The sequence below is a fragment of the Streptosporangium sp. G12 genome (assembly GCF_052983175.1).
Window position 1 is genome coordinate 147,658 of sequence record NZ_JBRIQO010000015.1, and the last position, 17,163, is coordinate 164,820.

18 protein-coding genes and 2 pseudogenes are annotated in these 17,163 nt (G+C 70.5%); 9 read left to right on the forward strand and 11 right to left on the reverse strand.

The annotated features are described in order from the left end of the window. Positions 1-484 precede the first annotated feature (484 nt). Entirely contained in the window at positions 485-913 is a 429-nt protein-coding gene (locus ACVCAG_RS23395) for a hypothetical protein (protein ID WP_440085926.1), read from the reverse strand. Between the two features lie 360 nt (positions 914-1,273). Here ACVCAG_RS23395 and ACVCAG_RS23400 point away from each other — a divergent pair, with 360 nt between their 5' ends. Further along, the gene (locus ACVCAG_RS23400) at positions 1,274-1,750 is read left to right on the forward strand and encodes a winged helix-turn-helix transcriptional regulator (protein ID WP_440085925.1); all 477 of its coding nucleotides are present in this window, start codon (positions 1,274-1,276) and stop codon (positions 1,748-1,750) included. Between the two features lie 131 nt (positions 1,751-1,881). On the opposite strand, the pseudogene ACVCAG_RS23405 reads toward ACVCAG_RS23400, so the two are convergent. Next, a pseudogene (locus tag ACVCAG_RS23405) lies at positions 1,882-2,140 on the reverse strand (transposase); the annotation flags it as partial. 91 nt (positions 2,141-2,231) lie between these two features. After that, positions 2,232-3,014: an SDR family oxidoreductase gene (locus ACVCAG_RS23410; protein WP_440085924.1), complete on the reverse strand. Its 783-nt coding sequence runs from the start codon at positions 3,012-3,014 to the stop codon at positions 2,232-2,234. Positions 3,015-3,100: 86 nt separating this feature from the next. Here ACVCAG_RS23410 and ACVCAG_RS23415 point away from each other — a divergent pair, with 86 nt between their 5' ends. Then, positions 3,101-3,958, forward strand: a complete 858-nt coding sequence (locus ACVCAG_RS23415; protein WP_440085923.1) for an MmyB family transcriptional regulator — start codon at positions 3,101-3,103, stop codon at positions 3,956-3,958. Between the two features lie 62 nt (positions 3,959-4,020). Here ACVCAG_RS23415 and ACVCAG_RS23420 read toward each other — a convergent pair. After that, a pseudogene (locus ACVCAG_RS23420) lies at positions 4,021-4,341 on the reverse strand (helix-turn-helix transcriptional regulator); the annotation flags it as partial. Positions 4,342-4,393: 52 nt separating this feature from the next. On the opposite strand from ACVCAG_RS23420, the gene ACVCAG_RS23425 reads away from it, so the two are divergent. Both ACVCAG_RS23425 and ACVCAG_RS23430 read left to right on the forward strand, forming a co-directional pair. Next, on the forward strand, positions 4,394-4,654 hold the full coding sequence (locus tag ACVCAG_RS23425) for a zinc-binding dehydrogenase (RefSeq protein ID WP_447190278.1): 261 nt from the start codon (positions 4,394-4,396) through the stop codon (positions 4,652-4,654). A gap of 268 nt (positions 4,655-4,922) precedes the next feature. Next, on the forward strand, positions 4,923-5,678 hold the full coding sequence (locus ACVCAG_RS23430) for a DinB family protein (RefSeq protein ID WP_440085921.1): 756 nt from the start codon (positions 4,923-4,925) through the stop codon (positions 5,676-5,678). Between the two features lie 784 nt (positions 5,679-6,462). On the opposite strand, the gene ACVCAG_RS23435 is transcribed toward ACVCAG_RS23430, so the two are convergent. Continuing rightward, positions 6,463-7,659, reverse strand: coding sequence for an ROK family protein (locus tag ACVCAG_RS23435; protein ID WP_440085919.1), 1,197 nt, complete (start codon positions 7,657-7,659; stop codon positions 6,463-6,465). A gap of 206 nt (positions 7,660-7,865) precedes the next feature. Between ACVCAG_RS23435 and ACVCAG_RS23440 the strand changes: the two genes are divergently transcribed. The 3 genes from ACVCAG_RS23440 to ACVCAG_RS23450 all read left to right on the forward strand — a co-directional run bounded on the left by ACVCAG_RS23440 (position 7,866) and on the right by ACVCAG_RS23450 (position 10,520). Next, positions 7,866-8,090: a hypothetical protein gene (locus tag ACVCAG_RS23440; protein ID WP_440085918.1), complete on the forward strand. Its 225-nt coding sequence runs from the start codon at positions 7,866-7,868 to the stop codon at positions 8,088-8,090. 107 nt (positions 8,091-8,197) lie between these two features. Beyond that, the gene (locus ACVCAG_RS23445; RefSeq protein ID WP_440085917.1) at positions 8,198-9,358 is read left to right on the forward strand and encodes an alpha/beta fold hydrolase; all 1,161 of its coding nucleotides are present in this window, start codon (positions 8,198-8,200) and stop codon (positions 9,356-9,358) included. A 115-nt stretch (positions 9,359-9,473) separates the two neighbouring features. Next, positions 9,474-10,520 carry a zinc-dependent alcohol dehydrogenase family protein gene (locus ACVCAG_RS23450; RefSeq protein ID WP_440085916.1) on the forward strand — a complete coding sequence of 349 codons (1,047 nt, stop codon included), beginning with the start codon at positions 9,474-9,476 and terminating at the stop codon, positions 10,518-10,520. Between the two features lie 5 nt (positions 10,521-10,525). Here the strand turns inward: ACVCAG_RS23450 and ACVCAG_RS23455 are convergent, their stop codons facing one another. Next, entirely contained in the window at positions 10,526-10,702 is a 177-nt protein-coding gene (locus ACVCAG_RS23455) for a hypothetical protein (protein WP_440085915.1), read from the reverse strand. 124 nt (positions 10,703-10,826) lie between these two features. Between ACVCAG_RS23455 and ACVCAG_RS23460 the strand changes: the two genes are divergently transcribed. Both ACVCAG_RS23460 and ACVCAG_RS23465 read left to right on the forward strand, forming a co-directional pair. After that, positions 10,827-11,318 carry a MarR family transcriptional regulator gene (locus tag ACVCAG_RS23460; RefSeq protein ID WP_440085914.1) on the forward strand — a complete coding sequence of 164 codons (492 nt, stop codon included), beginning with the start codon at positions 10,827-10,829 and terminating at the stop codon, positions 11,316-11,318. Then, positions 11,315-12,355 carry an alpha/beta fold hydrolase gene (locus ACVCAG_RS23465; RefSeq protein ID WP_440085913.1) on the forward strand — a complete coding sequence of 347 codons (1,041 nt, stop codon included), beginning with the start codon at positions 11,315-11,317 and terminating at the stop codon, positions 12,353-12,355. The genes ACVCAG_RS23460 and ACVCAG_RS23465 overlap by 4 nt, the downstream gene beginning before the upstream one ends. A 48-nt stretch (positions 12,356-12,403) precedes the next feature. Here ACVCAG_RS23465 and ACVCAG_RS23470 read toward each other — a convergent pair whose 3' ends face one another. The 5 genes from ACVCAG_RS23470 to ACVCAG_RS23490 all read right to left on the reverse strand — a co-directional run bounded on the left by ACVCAG_RS23470 (position 12,404) and on the right by ACVCAG_RS23490 (position 16,656). Then, positions 12,404-13,396 carry an Acg family FMN-binding oxidoreductase gene (locus ACVCAG_RS23470; protein ID WP_440085912.1) on the reverse strand — a complete coding sequence of 331 codons (993 nt, stop codon included), beginning with the start codon at positions 13,394-13,396 and terminating at the stop codon, positions 12,404-12,406. 13 nt (positions 13,397-13,409) lie between these two features. Further along, entirely contained in the window at positions 13,410-14,072 is a 663-nt protein-coding gene (locus ACVCAG_RS23475) for a CBS domain-containing protein (RefSeq protein ID WP_440085911.1), read from the reverse strand. Positions 14,073-14,226: 154 nt separating this feature from the next. Further along, positions 14,227-14,709 carry a CBS domain-containing protein gene (locus ACVCAG_RS23480; RefSeq protein ID WP_440085910.1) on the reverse strand — a complete coding sequence of 161 codons (483 nt, stop codon included), beginning with the start codon at positions 14,707-14,709 and terminating at the stop codon, positions 14,227-14,229. Beyond that, positions 14,709-15,575, reverse strand: a complete 867-nt coding sequence (locus tag ACVCAG_RS23485) for a universal stress protein (RefSeq protein WP_440085909.1) — start codon at positions 15,573-15,575, stop codon at positions 14,709-14,711. The genes ACVCAG_RS23480 and ACVCAG_RS23485 overlap by 1 nt, the downstream gene beginning before the upstream one ends. A gap of 184 nt (positions 15,576-15,759) precedes the next feature. After that, positions 15,760-16,656: a universal stress protein gene (locus ACVCAG_RS23490; RefSeq protein ID WP_440085908.1), complete on the reverse strand. Its 897-nt coding sequence runs from the start codon at positions 16,654-16,656 to the stop codon at positions 15,760-15,762. Positions 16,657-17,163: the final 507 nt, after the last annotated feature.

Below are 17,163 nucleotides of genomic sequence, written 5' to 3' on the forward strand. Positions count from 1 at the left end.
GCTCCCTACGTACCTTTTTGCCACCCTGTCCAGCTGGGAGCCCAGCACAGCGGAACGGCCGGTCACGATAAGAACCATGATCACGTTCCCTTGGCGCCACTTTTCGTTCCGATGTTCCTCAACCCCCAAACACGGCTGTCGTGCCTGGTGACACACCGGCTCGCGGCGATCCTGTCAACGGATGTGACACCAGCCCGGGTTCACCGTTCGCTCCTACCGGACCCCCAGATGAATCCTGATCATCCGACCGCGGCGGGTCTGTCCCTCTGGCGGCTGTCCTTGGTCCTCCTGGTTGTACGAAGGAGTGTCGCAGCGGCGGAACACCGAACTCTTCGACGCCTTTGACCAGCGTCCCGATTCACCCACGGGAGGAGCGACCCGGGGGGCGGGCGACGGGTGGCCCGCCCCCCCCACTCTCCGGCCGCTGTCATTCGGCGCGCGACATGACCGTCGGGCTCGCGTCCGATGACTCCTTCGGGCTTGCCTAGAAGGACTTCGGCTCAAGGAACGAGCCCCATGTGTATTGGCCAGAGCTGTTGATTTGCCACGTGACCTGGCCGACCACCGTCTCCCAGCTGGGGTTGTCGGGGTCCAGCGAAGTGGTGTGGTCGTAGTAGTTGTTCCTGGGATCCAAACAGTCGATCCAGGTGTACCAGCCGGCGCCCAGGTAGAAATTCGTCCGCAGCGGCGTCACAGCGTGGCTCCAGGACTGCTCCCAGTCATAGTTGCCGGCGGCCAGGTAGATCCGACGGTCCACGCACGAGGTGTCCCAGTTGTCTATCGGCCATTGGGAAAGGTACTGGGTCTTGGAGTTGTACGCGGTCGTTCCCGCATCAGCGGCGACAGGTGCCGAAACGGACGCGGTCAGGACGAGGAATCCGCCTACGAGAAGGAGAAGTTTCTTTCGGTTCATCGTTGTCCTTCGATGCTCGGGTGTGGCCGATTCGAGCCAGGCACGCAGGCCGCCGAGGCCTCACTACGGAGAAGAGCGTCGCGCCGGGCGAACGCCCCGCGTCTACGTGCGCCTCGTCCAATGACCCCAGAAACAATGCGCTTCCGGCCATTACGGACTCCTTGTCGCTCGACGCTGGTGAAAGGTGGAACGGGGGACTCTTTGGGCGGCTTGCCACGTCAGCGGCGCGTTGTCCCGATCGGTATGGGATTCGCATGCGTCGGCGTACACCCGCTGGAGAGGCCGGGAGCAACTTGCGTGATGAAAGTCATGCTAACCAAGCAACTTTCATGACGCAAGCATGTGGGTAGACTGTGACGCATGCTGGGGAAGACCTACGACTCAGAGGTGTGTTCGATCGCACGCGCCCTCGAGTTGATCGGCGAACGCTGGAGCCTGCTGATCATCCGCGACGCCCTGTTCGCGGGAGCGACCCGCTACAGCGACTTCCACCGCCGCCTGGGCATCGCGACCAACATCCTCAAGACCCGCCTCGACGGCTTCGTCGAGACCGGGATCATGCGGCGCCACCGGTATTCCGAGCAGCCCGAACTTTACGAGTACCTGCTGACCGAAAAAGGGCGTGCGCTCGCACCCGCACTGGTCGCCCTCACCGAATGGGGCGACCAGTGGTCAACCGACGGCGAGCCGCCGATCCTCTACACCCACGCGGAGTGCGGCGCCGGAATCACCCAGCAAACGGTATGCGCCCACTGCGGCCGCGTGGACGACCCAACCGAGATCCACGCCACGATCGGCCCCGGAATGCCCCCCGACCGAATACCCCGAAACGCCTGATCTTCGCCGGGCCCGCACAAAACACCAGCGGCTCGCCACCGCTGAGTGGTCGGCGCCGTTGAGACAGCTGCTCACGTGTACTGCGCCGACGCTCAGGCTCGCATCCCTCGGCAATGAACTCGCCGACCTCCGTCTTCGAAGCCGTTCAGGCCGTCGGTGTCGGCGCAGGCGATGAGGATGTCGCGCACGCCGCGGTTTTTCAGATCGGTCATTACCGAGGTCCAGAAGCGGGCGGATTCGCCGGCGGTGGCGTGGTCGAGCGGGGTCTTGGCCGGCCAAATCCCGAGGACGTGCTTCTCGCCGTCGGCGTCGATGTCCGACCGCGAGGTAGGCAGGCCTGGCCTGGACGCTGTGGTCGTCTCTGGCTTTGACCACAATGGCGTCCAGGAATTCCTTCAACATGGCCGGAACCGGGCAACCCCATGTGGGGTGGCGATGGCCGCGATCCATCCCTTCAGCGCGCGGACATCGACGGCACGATTCAGGCGCCGGCGCCGCCGTCCACCGGCACGATCGCGCCGGTCACCATCGAGGCCCGGTCGCTGAGCAGCCACGCGGCCACCTCGGCGACCTCACGAGGCTCGGCCATCCGGCCGAGCGGGATGCCCGCGTTGATGCGCTCGACGGTACCCGGGGACGCCGCCTCCCACGTGTCGATCATCTCCGTCGCGGTGCCGCCGGGGGTGATGCCGTTCACGCGGATCCCCTGCCGTCCCCAGGTCACGGCGGCAGTCTCGGTGATGCTGTTGAGCGCGCGCTTCATCGCGCCGTACGCGGGAAGCTCCGGGTTCGCGCGGCGGCTGCCGATGCTCGAGGTGTTGACGATCGCCCCGCCACCGCCCCGGCGCATGAGCGCGGCCTCGGCCGTCATCGCGGTCCAGTGCGCGCGGAAGTTCACCGCGAACTGCTCCTCGACGTCCTCGTCGCTCGTCGTGTCCAGCGGCCCGGGCCGCTGGATCGCCGCGCCGTTGTTGAACGCGCCGTCGAGCCGTCCGTGCAGCTCCTCGACGTGATCGACCGCCGCGCGGACACTCGCCCGGTCAGCAAGGTCCACTGTCACGGCATCCGCGACGCCGCCGCCGGCGCGGACCTCGGTGACGATCCGCTGGAGGGCGTCGGTGCTGCGGGCTGCGAGCACCACGGCGGCACCTTCGGAGGCGAAAAGCCGGGCCGCGGCCGCCCCGATGCCGCGGCTGGCACCGGTGATGAACACGACCTTGCCGGTGAGCAGGCCGATGGGTGCGATTTCGATGGTCTTCGTCATGACGACAGCGTCAGGCCGGCCTCCCGGCCGGATACAGGCACAGGCGGTACCAGGATCCGTCGCCGCCCGGCGTGCACACTGGGGGTATGGACAAGCAGGAGCTCGGAGCCTTCCTCCGGAGCCGCCGCGAGCGGCTCCGGCCGCGTGACGTCGGCCTGCCCTCGGGTTCGCGACGCCGGACACCGGGTCTTCGCCGCGAGGAGGTGGCGGTCCTCGCCCACATCTCCACGGAGTATTATGTCCGGCTCGAGCAGGGCAGGGCACCGCGCCCGTCGGGCGAGGTCCTCTCCGGGATCGCGGGCGCGCTGCGGCTGACCGACGCCGAGTCCGATCATCTCCACGTCCTGGCGGGCACCGCGCCCAGCCGTAGCGGACTGCACCGGCGCGACGTCCGGCCGAGCATCCTCACGCTCCTCGAACGGCTGCCGCAGACGGCCGCTTTCGTGACATCCGCCGCGTTCGAGGTGCTCGCGTGGAACGATCTCGCGGCCGCGCTCATGGAGGACTTCTCCGCCCTCGCCCCCAAGGACCGCAACCTCGCGCGCCGGGCGTTCCTCGGCTCGGCGCGCACCGACGCGGCGCTGTACGGGATCTCCGACGCCGCGGAGTTCCGGCACCACGCCGTCATGGGGCTTCGATCCGCCCTCGCCCGGTACCCGTCCGACCCCGCGGTGATCAACCTCGTCGACGAACTCCGCGACGGCAGCCCCGAGTTCGCCCGGCTCTGGGAACGACACGACGTGCAGGCCGCACCGATGCTCACGAAGACCTTCCGTCACCCGGTCGTCGGGGAGATCACCGTCGACTGCGACTCACTCACGCTCACCGACCGTGACCAAAACCTCGTGCTCTACAGTGCGCCGTCAGGATCCCGTGACGCCGAGGTTCTGGCTCTTCTGAACGTATTGGGAGCCGAGAGCGTCAACGCGAGCAGATCGCTTTGACGGAGGGGGACCTGCTGTGCGTCCAGGAGGTCGACCGCCTCGGCCGCAACCGTCCACCCCCGTCACGACCACGGCCGGGTGCGCCGGTACTGTCCGGGCGGCATGCCGAACTCCCGTTTGAACGCTTTGGCGAAAGCGAACTCCGAGGAGTACCCGCCGCTCTGCGCGACCACGCGTAGCGGCGCCTCGCTCGTGGCGAGAAGCCGGCCGGCCACGGTCATCCGCCACCACGTCAGGTACGCCATCGGTGGCTGCCCCACGACGGCCGCGAACCGCCTGGCGAAGGCCGCCCGCGACAACCCGGCGCGGGCGGCGAGCGCCTGCACGGTCCACGCGTGGGCGGGGTTGCGGTGCAGGGCGTGCAGCGCGCCGGCGATCGCCGGTCCGGGGCTGAGCGAGACCGCGCTCGCGGTGGCACCGGGCGGGCTGTTGATCGTGTACGGCTGGCTGGACCCGCGACCGGCCCCCCTGCCGCTGAACTGGCCGCTGACCGTGCACGGCTTCAACGTGGATCTCATCACCGCCGACCCGGAGCGCCTGGCGCGCGCCGGGGCCTTCATCGGGGCGGGCCTGCGCACCGGGACACTCACCCCCGTCATCGACCGCACGTTCGACCTGGCCGATGTCGCCGAGGCCCACCACCACCTGGAATCGAACACTCAGTTCGGCAAGATCGTCGTCACCGTCCAGCACTGAACCGGTCCCGGACGCACCCCGAGGTCCAGGCGAACCCACCGGGCCAGAACCCCTGGCGAGCGTCCAGGGCGCGGGGCGCGAGCTTGGGGGCGTCGTCGCGGCGGACGACGGCGGGGCCGAGTCCGAGCTGGGTGAAGAAGCGGGCGATCGGCGCCCCGCGGCCGGCCTATGTCGCCCAAGCGAAACGGAACGCGGGCGTGAGCACGTTGGCCCCGAAACTTGGTTGCCGAAGGTGGCGCGGGCGGGACGGGTGCGGAAGACTGCCTCGATGGCTGCTGAGTACGCCCAGAGTGACCGGTTCCGTGGTGCCCGCATCCACCTGTGCGACCTTTCCGGTCTCGAGATCCGCGATTGCGAGGTCAGCGGCCTGAAGATCGTCGACTGCTATGGGAGCGACGTCTACCTCGGTGGCGACTTCGAGCGTCTCGTCGTCAACGACATCGACGTGACCGCCTACGTCGAGGCCGAGCTCGACCGGCGGCACCCCACGCGGGTGCTGGCGCGTGAGGCCGCGTCCCCCGACGACTACCGGGCTACTTGGGATGCCATCGAGGCGCTGTGGGCGGCGACACTCGACCGCGCCAGGCTGTTGCCCGAGGCCAAGCTGCACGAGCAGGTCAACGGCGAGTGGTCGTTGGTCGAGACCCAACGGCACCTGCTGTTCGCCGGCGATGCCTGGCTCGGCAATGCCGTGCTGGAGGAGGAAGCGCCGTACCATCCGTTGGGCTTCCCTTACGGCGGGATGCCGTCCGACGCGACGGCGAAGCTCGGTCTCACCCTCGACGCCACCCCGACACTCGACGAGGTGCTCGCGCCGCGGCTCGCCCGCATGGCCACGATGCGGCGTGTCGTCGACGGGCTCACCGAGGCCGAGCTCGATCGGGTATGCGGTCGCAGGCCGGCGGACCCGTATCCCGACCAGGAGTACGTCGTGCGCCGCTGCCTCAAGGTGGTGCTGAAGGAAGAGGCCGAGCATCACCGCTATGCGGTGCGCGACCTCGCCGTGCTCGAGGCCGGTGCCTGAACCGGCGCCGACCCGGCCGGAAATGACCTCCAGCCGCATTGCGTGCTGCTAGGACGGTCATCTAGCGGTTACGTCGACCAAAGACCACACTAAAGCGCCCAATTCAGCATCTACCACCCAAAAGGCTCTACTGTCCTTCGTGAGCACCCCACTTCGAGTGGCTCGATTACCTGCGCACGGGCCGGCTCAATGAAGTCCTTGACCGGCGTCCAGTTCCCAACGAGCTCGTTCTCGTCCGGCACACGCGCCACGCGGCATCCGGCTCTCTCGCGAAGCGGTCAGTCGAGCCGCCGCATACCTCACGAATCCGGATCAATACTGGCCACACACGATCGCCGACGTCGGACAATCCGAGAAAGATCCCTTAGTGGTCCGTCAGCGGTGTCGCTGACCTGGGTGAACTCAATCGCGTGTACCTGGCTGCACGACTCTTACCGACAACCCGGCTTCACCGCGGAGGAGCCGAACGGCCGCTACGTGGGCGACATCACCTGTCTGCCCGTCGGTGGCGGCGCGTTCCTCGTTCGGCGGGCGGGCCAGGGAAACGGAGTGGCCGCAAGGTCAGCACCGCGCCCCGGTCCGACCCGACAACGTGGATGATCATGTTGATTGAAGCCGGGTGATGTCCGACGGGCGCGAACTGATGTGAGGACATGGGCAAGCCGCCGTCGGACGTCGATGTTCTGGTCGAGCGCTGGACCCTGCCGCGAGATGAGTGGAACCTTCTCACCGGGTGCGACGGCGGGGGCCGCGTCGGCCGGATGCGCTGTGAGCCGCCCGCCGCTCAGCCGGAGCGCTCAGCCGCCCACGCGCCGAGGCTTTCTTCGGTGAGGACCTGGTCCAGCGCGGTGGCCGCTGCCCCGTGCAAGGCTCCGTCCTCGCCGAGGACGGCAGCCACCACCGGTGGCGGGTCCAGGCGGCGAAAGCTCATCAGCCCGTCGGCCAGGGCCGAGTCGAACTCCGTGGCGGCTGCGGAGCGCAGCGGTTCGGCGAAGCCGCCGAGCGTGACGATACCGGGATCCAGGGCGTTGATCAGTCCGGCGAGGCCGCGGCCGAACCCGCTCGCGGCCCGTCCCACCGCGGACCGGACCGCCGCGTCCCCCTTCGCTCTGGCCAGGGCCGTCTGCGCGTAGCTGCGCGGGTCGCGAGGCGGCGGCTCTCCGAGGTGACGGGCGATGGCCCGGCCGTCGACTGCGAGGTCCCAGCAGCCCAGCGCGCCACACGGGCAGCGCAGCGCGGGATCGCCGAGCGGGAGATGGCCGAGCTCGCCGCCGGTGCCGGTCGCGCCCGTGACAGGGCGGCCGTCCACGACCAAAGTGCCGCCCACGCCCACCTCGATCGTGACGTGCAACGCCGTGCCGACCTCGGACCCGGCGCCGTAGCGGGCCTCGGCGGCGCCGGCCAGCGTCGCGTCGTTGCCGACGAACAGCGGCAGGCGCGGCTCGGGTGCCAGTGCGGCGAGGTCCACCGCGTCCCAGCCCAGTGCCGCGGACTGCACGACCCGGCCGTGCCGCACGGTCGCGGCGACCGCCACCGACACGGCCCGGACGCGGCCCCCGTGACGTTCGTGCACCCGCCGTACCGCCTCCGCGATCGTGCGGATCACCTGGCCGGGGTCGCGGCCGGCGTGCGTGGCCGCCTCGGCGAGGCGCGGCCTGCCGTCGAGCTCCGCGACCGCGATCCGCCAGTCCTCCTGCCGTACGTCGACGGCGACGACGACCGGGCCGTCCGGATGCGGGCGCAGGACGGTCGTCGGGCGGCCCCGGCCGGAGACGGCGGCCGGGCTCTCGACGAGCAGCGCCAGCTCGCGCAGCCGCGCGGTGATCTCGGTGGTCGACCCCGTGGTGAGGCCGAGCCGCTGCGCCACGCCCGCCCGGGTCACGCCCGGCTCGCGGCGCATCTCCTCAAGCACGGCCAGCGCGCCGCGCCAGCGGGCGTCCCGCGCGCGGACGGACCGCGCGCGGCCTGCGGGGCTTGTCATGGGTGCCGACGCCTCCTATATCCTCGTGTAACGAGTTTATCCGAGGGGGCCCCTGTGCGGCGACAACGGCTGGATCTCGAAGCGCTCGAAGCGGTGCTCCTGGACATGGACGGCACCCTCGTCGACTCCGACGCATCAGTCGAACGTGCCTGAACGCCCTGCGCCACCTCCTGACGGTCCGGCGCCGGCTGGCCGGGCTCCTCGCCGTGACCGACGCGGTGACCAGGCAGGAGGCCGGCGCACCGGTGACCGCCTACCGCCGGGGCGATCCGCGGGCGGTGGCGAACCTGCGCGACACGCCGTCGGCCGAGGTGGAGCCGCCGGTGCCCGCAGTGTTCGACAGCGACGATCCGGCGGTCACCGCCGACCGCCCCAAGTGCGGCCGGGTCCGCCTCGCGCCGCAGCAGGCGCTCCTGCCAGCGGCTCGATGACCGGCGGACGGCATTCCTCGTCACGGCACTGCCGCCGGCGCTCGCCCATGACGAGGTCGAGCCCGTAACGGACCCCGCAAAGGCCGATCGATCGAAAGGACGACACGATGTCTCATCCGGTGACCCCGTTCCGCCTGCACGTCCCCGAGGCCGATCTGCGCGATCTGCGCGACCGCCTGGCCCGTACCAGGTGGCCGGAGAAGGAGACCGTGGATGACTGGTCCCAGGGCGTCCCGCTCGCCTACCTGCGGGAACTGTGCCGCTACTGGGCCGAGAAGTACGACTGGCGGGCCACGGAGCGGCGGCTGAACGCGCTGCCGCAGTTCCGCACGACCATCGACGGGCTCGGCATCCACTTCGTGCACGTGCGCTCACCGTACGAGGACGCGCTGCCGCTCGTTCTCACGCACGGCTGGCCGGGCTCGATAGTGGAGTTCTTGAAGGTGATCGGCCCGCTGACCGACCCGTCGGCCCACGGCGGCGACGCGGCCGACGCGTTCCACGTCGTGTGCCCGTCGCTACCGGGCTACGGGTTCAGCGACAAGCCGGTCGGCACCGGCTGGGGCGTCGAGCGGATCGCCGCCGCGTGGGTCCGGCTCATGGCCCGGCTGGGCTACGACCGGTACGGCGCCCAGGGCAGCGACTGGGGCACCAGCATCACGACGAGCATCGGCCGGCAGGACCCCGGGCACGTGGCGGGCATCCACCTCATGCCGCCCCTCGCCGCCCCCGACCCGGCCACGATGGACGACCTCACCGACGCCGAACGCGCCGCGCTGGCCGCGCTGGAGCAGGCACAGGAGTGGGAGGACGGTTACTCGCTGGAGCAGTCCACCCGGCCGCAGACCATCGGCTACGGCCTCGTGGACTCCCCGGCGCTGCTGTGCGCGTGGATCGTGGAGAAGTTCCGCTCCTGGACAGACTGCGACGGGCATCCGGAGAACGCCCTCGGCCGCGACGAACTGCTGGACAACCTCATGCTCTACTGGCTGCCGGGCACCGGCGCGTCGGCCGCCCAGCTGTACTGGGAGAGCTTCAAGCAGGTCCAGCGGCGCTTCGCGGACGCGACGACCGACGTGGTGACGGTGCCGGCGGGATGCTCGATCTTCCCCAAGGAGAACCCGCGCCCCTCCCGCCGATGGGCCGCCAAGCGCTTCACCGACATCCGGCACTGGAACGAGCTGGACCGGGGCGGCCACTTCGCCGCCTTCGAACAACCCGAGGCGTTCGTGGACGAGGTACGGACGTTCTTTCGCCTGGTCCGCTGAGTCCCGGTGGCCCCCGAACAGCGCCCGCGGCGCGCTACGGCGCCTGTTCGCCGGGCCACCCTGGCCGAACGCGCCTAGGAGCGGCAGAGACGGCGGTGCGTGTGACGATGGGAGGGTGACGCAGACGATGACCGCCTGGGTGGTCCGCCGCCCCGGCCCCATGGCCACCCACCCGCTGGAGCGGGTACGGCTGCCCGTGCCCGAGCCCGCCCCCGGTGAGGTGCTCGTCCGGGTCGAGGTGTGCGCCGTCTGCCGCACCGATCTGCATCTGGCCGAGGGCGACCTGGCCCCCCGGCGGCCCGGCACGGTGCCCGGGCACGAGGTGGTCGGGCGCGTCGCGGCCTGCGGCCCCGGAGCCGAGCGGCTCTCCGTCGGCACCCGGATCGGCGTGGCCTGGCTTCGCTCCGCCTGCGGTGAGTGCCGTTACTGCACCCGGGGCCGCGAGAACCTCTGCCCGTACTCGCGCTACACCGGCTGGGACGCCGACGGCGGCTACGCCGAGTACCTGACCGTGCCGCAGGACTTCGCCTATCCTCTGCCCGAGGACCAGCCCGCCGAGAAGCTGGCCCCGCTGCTGTGCGCGGGCATCATCGGCTACCGGGCACTGCTCCGCGCAGAGTTGCCGCCAGGCGGGCGGCTGGGCGTGTACGGGTTCGGCGCCTCGGCCCACCTCACCGCCCAGGTCGCCCTCGCCCAGGACGCCACGGTGCACGTGCTGACCCGCTCCGCCTCCGCCCGCGGGCTCGCCCTGGAGCTGGGCGCCGCCTCGGCGGGCGGCGCCTACGACGTTCCTCCCGAACCGCTGGACGCCGCCGTCCTGTTCGCCCCGGTCGGCGACCTCGTCCCGGTGGCGCTGGCCGCCCTGGACCGCGGCGGCACCCTGGCCGTCGCCGGAATCCATCTCACCGACATCCCGCCGCTGGACTACTCCGACCACCTGTTCCAGGAGCGCACGCTGCGCAGCGTCACCGCCAACACCCGCGCCGACGGCCGGGCCCTGCTGGAGCACGCCACCCGCCATCCACTGCGCGTCACCACCACCGCCTACGACTTCGAGCAGGCCGACCAGGCGTTGGCGGACCTGGCCGCCGACCGTGTCACCGGCGCCGCCGTCCTCCGTGTCGGCGATCGATCACCTGCCGCAGATCGCGGTGTCGGGTAGGCGGGTCAGCCGGTGGAGGGGACACGTGCCGGGAACGGGGTGAGCTCGGCGACGTTGTCGGTCAGGTGGCAGGTGAGGAAGCGGCGGACGTCGGCGTAGCTGGCCCGGCCCAGCTCGACCGCGCCGACGATGGTGGCGAAGTGGTCGTCCAGCAGGCTCCGTCGTACGGGAAAGCCCGGCACCCGGCGGCACCGCGGCCCGCCCCCTGCGGAGATCGTCTACGCCCCCCGTGGAGCAGGAAGGGCCTCGAGATCACGGATCGGGCAAGGACACCCGATGGTCAACGCGATGTAGACTATTCACATCATGGCAAGTACATCGGGTGGAGGTCGCGACGTCGAGCACCTGGCGTCCCGGCTGCGGATGCTGACCCTGCAGCGTTCGGACGCATGGCTGGACCTCGACCTCACGCTGCCGCAGCTGCGCGTGTTGTTCGCCGTCCGTCGCCGAAACGGCTGCACGGTCTCAGAGCTGGCCGAAACCCTCGGACGGCGACTCGCGGCCACGTCCGCTCTGGTGAACCGGATGGTCCGCGCCGGGCTTCTGTACCGGGTGAGCGATCCCGACGATCACCGGCGGATACGGCTGAAGCTCACCGACGAGGCGGAACGGATGCTGACGACGACGGACCAGCGGTCGGCGGAGAGGTTCGCGGCCATCTTGGGACGCATGAGCGCGCAGGGCCGGACGGCGCTGGCCGGCGCCCTGAACGAGCTCATCGAGCTCGTGTCGTCGGACCTCTCCGAAGACCGCGCACCGGGCCCCGACCCCTACCGCACGGAAGAAGGACCCTCATGAGCACGTATCCGTACCGCAACCCCTATGAGGGCCTATCCGAAACGATCGACATCAAGGCCGTCCGCGACGCCGGTTTCCGGCAACACCGGTTCGATACCGGGGTCGTGCGGCTCAATTACGTGGTGGGCCCGGACAACGGACCTCCGCTGGTCCTGCTGCCGGCGCAGATGGGGACCTGGGAGAGCTACCAGCGGGTACTGGTGCCGCTGTCACGGCGGCTGCGGGTCTACGCGGTCGACGTGCGCGGGCACGGCACGTCGAGCTGGACCCCGGGCGAGTACTCCTGGAAACACCTCGGCGCGGACATGACGGCCTTCCTCTGTGAGGTCGTGCGATCCCCTGCCGTCATCGCCGGCAATTCCTCCGGCGGGCTCCTCGCCCTGTGGTGCGCGGCCAACCTCCCCGACCAGGTCGCCGCGGCGATCCTGGAGGACGCCCCGGTCTTCTCCGCGGAGATGCCCCGCTTCCGTGACCGCGACCGCTTCGTGTACGGCGGGCTGAAACACCTCGTCGACACCCTCGGTGACCCCCGCCACCGCGATCTCGCCGACTACTTCCGCGGCCTGACGCTCCCGGTCTCCGAAACCCGGGAGAAGCGCGTCCCGGACTGGTTCGTCTCCTTTCTGTCCCGCCGCGTCCAGGCATTCCAGACTCGCCATCCCGGCCGGCCGGTGGACATCCCTTACTTTCCTCTCAAGCTCCGTCTGCTGCTCAAGTGCCTGTCCATGTACGACGTGGACTTCGCGCGGGCCTTCGTCGACGGCCGGTTCTACAAGGGACTCGACCACGCCGACGCGCTCACTCACGTGTCGTGCCCGCTGCTGGTGCTGCACGGTGACTGGCGGCGCGTGCCGGGCCGCGGCCTGATCGGCGCGATGGACGACGAGGACGCGGCCCGGATCAGGCGGCTCGTACCGCACAGTCGATACAGGAAGATCAAAGCCAATCACGTGATCCATATGTCGAGACCCCGCCGGTACGTGGAAGCGGTGAACACCTTCCTCGGGGAGGAGGTCCTGGGCGAGGGCGCCCCGTAGCCGACCTCCGCACCGCATCCCCGCCCCTGGGGCTGCCGGCCGGTTCGGTCAGCGTTCCTCCAGCACCTCGGTGACCGGACGGCGGACGCCCTGGCTGTCGTCGAAGGTGATGCCCAACCGCATGATCATCTGGGGGTACTCCTGCGAGCACAGCTCCTGGCGCAGGAACTCCCGCAGGTGGAACATCTCCAGCGCCTGGGTGTGGAAGGCCGCGCTGAGACCGTAGGCGGAGGCGTGCAGCAGGATCCGTTGCAGTGCCTGGCCGGCCGCGATCCAGTCCTGGCGGGTGTCGCCCCTGGTGGTCAGGACCGCCACGACGCCGGTGGAGGCGGAGAAGGACTGGTCGGCGTCGCTGCCCCAGGGGCGGCCGTGGGCGTAGTCGCGCTGGGCGAAGTGCGGGTGGGTCTGCCGGGGGGCGCGCGGATAACTCTCGGCCGGCACGCCGTCCTTGCGAGGGCTGCCCGGCGGCCGCGCCCAGCCGATCACCTCCAGCGACAGCGGCCGGTCCTGGGACTGCACGTCCTGGGCGGCGCAGGTGATCGCGGAAAGCACCCGGATCGCCGGCTCGGAGCGGACCGGCGTCAGCCGCACCCCCTCCCCGCCCGCCTCGGCCACCAGCGCCTCGAGCAGACGTTCCGGGACGGGCAGCTCCGTGAAGCCGGCCCGGTGGGTGCGGCGACGCTCGATCTCGGCGTGCAGCAGCCGGGTGTCCTCATCGGCGGCCACGGCCGCTCCCGGCCGCACCGTGGCCAGCAGGGCCGGCCGGTCGGGATCGGGCAGCACGCGCACCTGCGGCTCGTGACCGAGCACGCGCAACGCCAGACGCACGTTCGTCAGGGCCGCGCCGCAGCTGATCAGCAGCTCCCGGCCGCCGGGATCGCCGGCGCGCAGCTTCCTGTCGCTGTCGGCACGCAGTGCGATCTCGTCGCCGTCGACGCCGAAGGACCAGGGCTGGGTGTTGTGCACCGACGGCGCCCACGTGGCGGCCCGGACCGCCGTACGGAGCAACGAGGTGATCTCCTCGGTTGTATGGGCGTTCATGATGTCACCTCTGTCACAGGAACGGCGGAACGGGGGCCAGGTCATCGGATCGGCAGGTGAGGGCGTTCTCGACGTCGAGGACGCCGTCGATCTCGCGCGCCGCCGCGACCAGGGGTGCGATCTGTGACCGGAAGGCGATCCGGCCTCTCAGCGTGAGCACCCCCGCCTCGACGCCGACGGTCATCGTCTCGGGGTTGACGGCGAGCCGCTCACAGATCTCGGTGACCTCGCGTTCGATCTCCTCGGCCGGACGGACGAAGATCTTGAGCAGATCGCTCTGGTGGACGGTGCCGGTGAAGCGCCCGGTGACCGCGTCGATCACCGGCAGCTGCTTGATCCGATGCCGGTGCATCAGCCGCGCCGCGTCCCGGACGGTGGCGTCCTTCGTGATGGTGATCGCAGGGGTGGTCATGATCTGCCTGGCCGTACCACCCGCGGCCTTGCGATGCTCCTGACGTCTTTTGCGACTGTCGAAGACGCTGCCGGTGCGCGCACCGGAATCGGTCTCCTTGAGCAGGAGATCATCGTCGGCGACCACCCCGATCGGGTGATCGTCGGCGTCGATGACGGTGAGCGCGCCGACCTTGAAGCGCCGCATGGCGTCGACCATCTCGGTGAACGTCGCCTCCGGCCGCACCGCGATCGCCACGGCGCCCATGATTTCCCTGACCTTCATGACGCACCTCCTCACTGCAACCATCGCAAAGCGGTCCGGAAAGCGTCAGCGGCGAAAGTCCCCCGATCAGAGGGACTTATGGTCTGTTTCGTTCCGGGCGGGCCGGCCTACTCGCTTGGCGCGGGCCTTGGCTCACCGAGCCCGAAGTCCGGTCTCATCCTGCGGGGACATGGGAGGGCAGGACCGGGACCAGGCGGAACATTCCCGTCATCAGCTCGGGCGGCTCCTGGCGCTCGATGACGCGGCCGGCCACGGCCCGTAGCACGTCGGTGGAGGTCATCATCCCGGCCAGCCGGTGATCCTTTCCGATGACCCCGATCGCGTCGACGCCGGCGTCGAGCATCGCGGCCACCGCGTCGGCCAGGGGCGTGCCGGGCGTGGTGTGCGGGCGGCGGCGATCGGCCAGCAGCGCGCGAACCCGCACCTGTGACTGCTCGACCGGGCCACCGGACCAGTGGGCGGTGAGATCCTCGCGGGTCAAGATCCCGCGCAGGCAGCCGTGCCCGTCGAGGACCGGCAGGTGATGAACCCCCGCACGACGCATGATCTCCCACGCCAGCAGCGGAGACTCCTCAAGATCGACGGCGACCAGGGTCCGGCTCATCACCTGCGCCACCGTGAGGGCACCGATGTCCATCACGCCTCCCCCCGGGCCCGTACCACCGCGACAGGACAGCGGGCGTGATGCAGGACGCCGTGACCGACCGAGCCCAGCACCGCCGAGCCGAACCTGCCCAGCCCCCGCGAGCCGACGACGACCAGGTCCGCGGCGGCCGAGGCCTCACAAAGGACACCGACCGGATGCCCGCAGACCAGCGTCTGCTCCACCTCGACCCGCGGGTACTTCTCCCGCCACGGGGTGAGCGTGCCGGCACACACCTGCCGCTCAGCGGCGAGGATGTCCTCGACCAACGGCGTGTAGACCAGGGCGCCCGGTCCCACCGCGGGCATCTGCCAGGTGTGGACCGCCTGCAGCCTGGCACCGCGCCGGGCGGCCTCCTCGAAGGCGTACTCCAGCGCCACCGCCGAATGATCGGAGCCGTCGAAGCCCACCACGACCCGGTCGTAGGTCCGCTCCGGTAAGCCCCTGACGACCACCACCGGGGTGGCCACGTGCCCGGCCAAAGCCAGGGAGACCGATCCGAGCAGCAACCCGGTGAACCCGCCCAGCCCGCGGCTGCCCAGCACGACCTGCTCGGCGTCCTCGGCCTCGCGCCGCAGGACCTCACTCACCCGGCCCGCCTCCAGCAGGGTCTCCACCTCCAGATGTGGCGCACGCCCCCGCGCCAGCGCGGCCGCGCCCTCCAGCACCCCCTGGCCGTGCTCGGCGACGGAATCACGAAAACCCGGCGGGGTCTGGAGCGGGATGTCGCCGGGCCACGGCTCACACACATGAACGATCTTCAAGGCGCACCCACGCCGCACCGCGTCATCAACGGCCCATTCGACCGCACCGTCCGCGGGAGACGACCCATCCACACCCACCACCACATGCGCTGCCATACCGACCTCCTTGGCTTCTCCCCTCCATTCCACCGGCCGGCGGCGCTTTCCACAGCGGCCCAAAGACCCGTCCGTCAGGGACTTCCGACCTCCGTCACCAGCCCGCCACCAGCCCGTTCTCCCGAGGGGCCGACCGCCGGGCGGGCCTCGCGGTGCCCTCCCGGGGCCCTCCCGGGGCCCTCGCCTACCCGGTGGGCGGCGTGGGCGAGGAGCCGTGCTCCTCGGAGGACGGCACGACGGCCACGGGGCAGGACGCGTGCCTGACCAGGGATCCGGGGATCGCTCCGAGGTGGCCGGTGCGAGACGCCGTCCGGCCCCTGCCGACCACGACGAGGCCGGCCTCGGCCGACGAGACCAGCAGAGCCTCCCTGGGCGCGGTCGTGGCCGAACGCACCTCGAGGCGGACGTCCGCGTACTTCCGCCGCCACGGTGTGAGACGCTCCTCCACCCGCTCGCGGCAGACCCGGGCCGAGTCTTCGAGATCGGGAACGTGGGCCATGGCGATGCCCCATGCCAGCGAGCGCGGATGACCGGCGTGCACCACCCACAGGGGCAGATGCCGCAGGGCCGCCTCCTGGAACGCGAAATCCAGCACCGCGTCGGCCGTGGTGTCCCTGACCCCCACGACGACGGGCCTCGGCTGCGGGAGTACGGGCACCTGGCCCGCCTCACGCACGACGATCACCGGAGATCGGGCGCGGGCCGCCACGAACGCCGCGACAGAGCCGATCATGAACCGGGCGGTCACCCCCTGGGCGTGGGCGCCGACCACGAGCAGTTCCGCGTCGGCGGACAGCTCGACGAGCCGCCGCGCGGCCGAGCCCTCGTGAAGGTCGGTCACCACCTCGACGATCGCGGAGTGCGCGTGGGCGCATTTGGCGCCGTGGAGCAGCACGTGCTCGGCCGCCTTGCTCAGATGGAGCCTGGCCTCGCCGTCGGCCTCGCCGTACGGCCACCGCCACGCGTAGGCGACGGTGAGCGGGAGCCTGCGGCACTCCGCCTCCTCCGTCGCCCGTTCCAGGGCCCGCAGGGAGAAGTCCGAACCGTCATAGCCGATGACGATCCCGCGTTGTTTCGTCATGGTCCTCACCTCTGTTCCATCGTTCGGCGATGCCGAGCTTCATCAGCAGGGCGGAAGATCCCGTCCTCGGAGAACCTTCCGCCTTTCGGCACGGGACCGCACCCGCCGGCCGGCCCGGGACGGGCCCGCGGATGATCCGGGCGGCGCGCGAAGGTCATTCACCCCGTCGCGCCGCGGCGGCGGACCCGGGGACCAGCCGCACCGCGGTCACCTTGTACTCCGGGCATGACGTCACGGTGTCCGCGTGATCGGAGGTCAGGGTGTTGACCCCGCCGGAGGGGAAGTGAAAGGCGCAGAAGACCTGTCCGGGCACCGGGACGTCCACGCCGGTTGGCCGGCGCGCGGAAGGCGTCGAAATGGCCGGCCGGACCCATACCTTCATCATGGACCCGCTCCCTCCACCCCATCGGGTTCCATGGATCCACCCGGGAGGGACTTTTAGTCCTTGACTACCCTTTCTCGACCTTTGGTGAGGTGTTTCGCCTCTCGGCCTGCCCGGGCGGCCGT

Excerpts from the sequence above, each read along its gene's own strand:
- ACVCAG_RS23395 (WP_440085926.1), bottom strand. The coding sequence starts at position 913 with ATGAACCGAAAGAAACTTCTCCTTCTCGTAGGCGGATTCCTCGTCCTG.
- ACVCAG_RS23400 (WP_440085925.1), top strand. The coding sequence starts at position 1,274 with ATGCTGGGGAAGACCTACGACTCAGAGGTGTGTTCGATCGCACGCGCC.
- ACVCAG_RS23410 (WP_440085924.1), bottom strand. The coding sequence starts at position 3,014 with ATGACGAAGACCATCGAAATCGCACCCATCGGCCTGCTCACCGGCAAG.
- ACVCAG_RS23415 (WP_440085923.1), top strand. The coding sequence starts at position 3,101 with ATGGACAAGCAGGAGCTCGGAGCCTTCCTCCGGAGCCGCCGCGAGCGG.
- ACVCAG_RS23430 (WP_440085921.1), top strand. The coding sequence starts at position 4,923 with ATGGCTGCTGAGTACGCCCAGAGTGACCGGTTCCGTGGTGCCCGCATC.
- ACVCAG_RS23435 (WP_440085919.1), bottom strand. The coding sequence starts at position 7,659 with ATGACAAGCCCCGCAGGCCGCGCGCGGTCCGTCCGCGCGCGGGACGCC.
- ACVCAG_RS23445 (WP_440085917.1), top strand. The coding sequence starts at position 8,198 with ATGTCTCATCCGGTGACCCCGTTCCGCCTGCACGTCCCCGAGGCCGAT.
- ACVCAG_RS23460 (WP_440085914.1), top strand. The coding sequence starts at position 10,827 with ATGGCAAGTACATCGGGTGGAGGTCGCGACGTCGAGCACCTGGCGTCC.
- ACVCAG_RS23465 (WP_440085913.1), top strand. The coding sequence starts at position 11,315 with ATGAGCACGTATCCGTACCGCAACCCCTATGAGGGCCTATCCGAAACG.
- ACVCAG_RS23470 (WP_440085912.1), bottom strand. The coding sequence starts at position 13,396 with ATGAACGCCCATACAACCGAGGAGATCACCTCGTTGCTCCGTACGGCG.
- ACVCAG_RS23475 (WP_440085911.1), bottom strand. The coding sequence starts at position 14,072 with ATGAAGGTCAGGGAAATCATGGGCGCCGTGGCGATCGCGGTGCGGCCG.
- ACVCAG_RS23480 (WP_440085910.1), bottom strand. The coding sequence starts at position 14,709 with ATGGACATCGGTGCCCTCACGGTGGCGCAGGTGATGAGCCGGACCCTG.
- ACVCAG_RS23485 (WP_440085909.1), bottom strand. The coding sequence starts at position 15,575 with ATGGCAGCGCATGTGGTGGTGGGTGTGGATGGGTCGTCTCCCGCGGAC.
- ACVCAG_RS23490 (WP_440085908.1), bottom strand. The coding sequence starts at position 16,656 with ATGACGAAACAACGCGGGATCGTCATCGGCTATGACGGTTCGGACTTC.